Source organism: Arthrobacter pascens, assembly GCF_017052465.1.
Taxonomy (GTDB): Bacteria; Actinomycetota; Actinomycetes; order Actinomycetales; family Micrococcaceae; genus Arthrobacter; species Arthrobacter pascens.
In genome coordinates this window covers 1-1,923 of record NZ_JAFHKT010000058.1, presented here as the reverse complement: position 1 = coordinate 1,923, position 1,923 = coordinate 1, and the positions used below count along the sequence as shown (strand labels likewise).

The following is a 1,923-nucleotide window of genomic DNA, read 5'->3' as shown; positions in this document are numbered from 1 at the left end:
TGGCAACCCGCGGTTTCGGTGAGGCGGCGTTCGAAGAGGTGGCGGACATCATCGCCGAGGCACTGATGGCCGACGCCGGAACCGACCTGTCCGGCCTGCGTTCAAGGGTCGAGGCACTAGCCGCCGCGCACCCGCTCTACCGGTCGGTTGCGAACCTCTCCTAGCGCTCTGTGGGCGCATTGTCGCACCGGTCCCGGGTCTTGGGGGCCGGGACCGGTACGGCAAGCCCCGCTTTTTGTCGTTGACCATCACTCTTTTTCTTTCCGCGGAAGGTACGCATCATGGCTGTTGGAGTCTTTGACCTCTTTTCCATCGGGATAGGACCGTCCAGTTCACACACCGTGGGCCCCATGCGGGCCGCCGCCGTTTTCGCCGAGGAACTCAAATCCCTTGGCAAGCTGGCGGACGCAGCGTCGCTGCGCGTGGACCTCTACGGCTCACTCGCCGCCACCGGGCACGGCCACGGCACCATGACCGCGATCCTGCTCGGCCTCGAAGGCTTCCACCCGGAGCTGATCCTCCCCGAGGAAGTGGAGGAGCGGCTGGCCGCGATCGCTGATACAGGAATGCTTCAGCTGGCCGGCGCCGTCCCCTTGCCCTACGGGGTAAAGGACATGGTCCTGTGCCCGCTGACCATCCTGCCGCGGCACACCAACGGTATGACGTTCACGGTGTCCGACGCCGATGGCGACGCCCTGCACAGCGCTACCTTCTTCTCCGTTGGCGGCGGCTTCATCGTCCGCGACGGCGAAGAGGACGCGGCCCAGCGGGAGCTCGAGGAGTCCAAGAAGGAACTGCCCCTCCCGTTCCGTACCGCCGCCGAGCTGCTGGAACACTGCCGGAAAACCTCCCTGAGCATCAGCGAGGTGATGCGGATCAATGAAGAAGACAGCCGTTCGGAAGAGGAAATCCGGGAAGGCCTGCTCCAGATCTATTCCGTGATGGAGGGCTGCGTTCAGGTCAGCCTCAAGCGCGAGGGCCTGCTGCCCGGCGGGCTCAAGGTCCGCCGTCGTGCTCCCGACTGGCATGAGCGCTTGCTGAAGGAGGACAAGGACCGTGACCCGAAGTACTGGCAGGAATGGGTGAACCTGATCGCCCTGGCGGTCAACGAGGAGAACGCTTCCGGTGGCCGCGTGGTCACCGCGCCCACGAACGGCGCGGCGGGCATCATCCCGGCGGTGCTGTACTACGCCCTGCACTTTGCCCCCGGTATGGAAAATGCGACGCAGGAGGACCGCGACGACGTGGTGGTGAAGTTCCTCCTCACTGCCGCCGCCATCGGGGTGCTCTACAAGGAGCAGGCCTCGATCTCCGGTGCCGAAGTCGGCTGCCAGGGCGAGGTGGGGTCGGCGTCGTCCATGGCTGCTGCCGGGCTGGCCGAGGTCATGGGCGGAACGCCTGCGCAGGTGGAGAACGCCGCGGAAATCGCGATGGAACACAACCTCGGTCTGACCTGCGACCCCATCGGCGGGCTCGTCCAGATTCCCTGCATCGAACGCAATGCCATTGCGGCCGCGAAGGCCATCAACGCCGCCAAGATGGCGCTCTGGGGCGACGGCTCGCACCGGGTGTCCCTCGACGAAGTCATCGTCACCATGCGGGAGACCGGCAAGGACATGAGCTCCAAATACAAGGAAACGGCCATGGGCGGTCTCGCCGTCAACGTCGTCGAATGCTGAAGGAAAGAGAACAATGACACTGGCACCAGAAGGCCGGAAAATGCTGCGTATCGAACAGCGCAATGCGGCCACCCCGGTGGAACGTAAGCCGGATTGGATCAAAGCCAAGGTCCAGATGGGCCCCGAGTTCGTCCAGCTCAAGAACCTGGTCAAGAAGGAAGGCCTCCACACCGTGTGCGAGGAGGCCGGCTGCCCCAACATCTTCGAGTGCTGGGAAGACAAGGAAGCAACGTTCCTGATCGGC

1 protein-coding gene and 2 pseudogenes are annotated in these 1,923 nt (G+C 64.5%); all 3 read left to right on the top strand.

Annotated features, from left to right (window positions below; genetic code table 11):
- Positions 1 to 164: pseudogene (locus JYA52_RS22205) on the top strand (serine hydroxymethyltransferase); the annotation flags it as partial.
- Positions 165 to 281: 117 nt separating this feature from the next.
- Positions 282 to 1,679, top strand: a complete 1,398-nt coding sequence (locus tag JYA52_RS00275; RefSeq protein ID WP_205651166.1) for an L-serine ammonia-lyase — start codon at positions 282 to 284, stop codon at positions 1,677 to 1,679.
- 13 nt (positions 1,680 to 1,692) lie between these two features.
- Positions 1,693 to 1,923: pseudogene (locus JYA52_RS00270) on the top strand (lipoyl synthase); the annotation flags it as partial.

What these genes read in the sequence shown, in the direction of transcription:
- JYA52_RS00275 (WP_205651166.1), top strand. Translation starts at nt 282, where the DNA reads ATGGCTGTTGGAGTCTTTGACCTCTTTTCCATCGGGATAGGACCGTCC.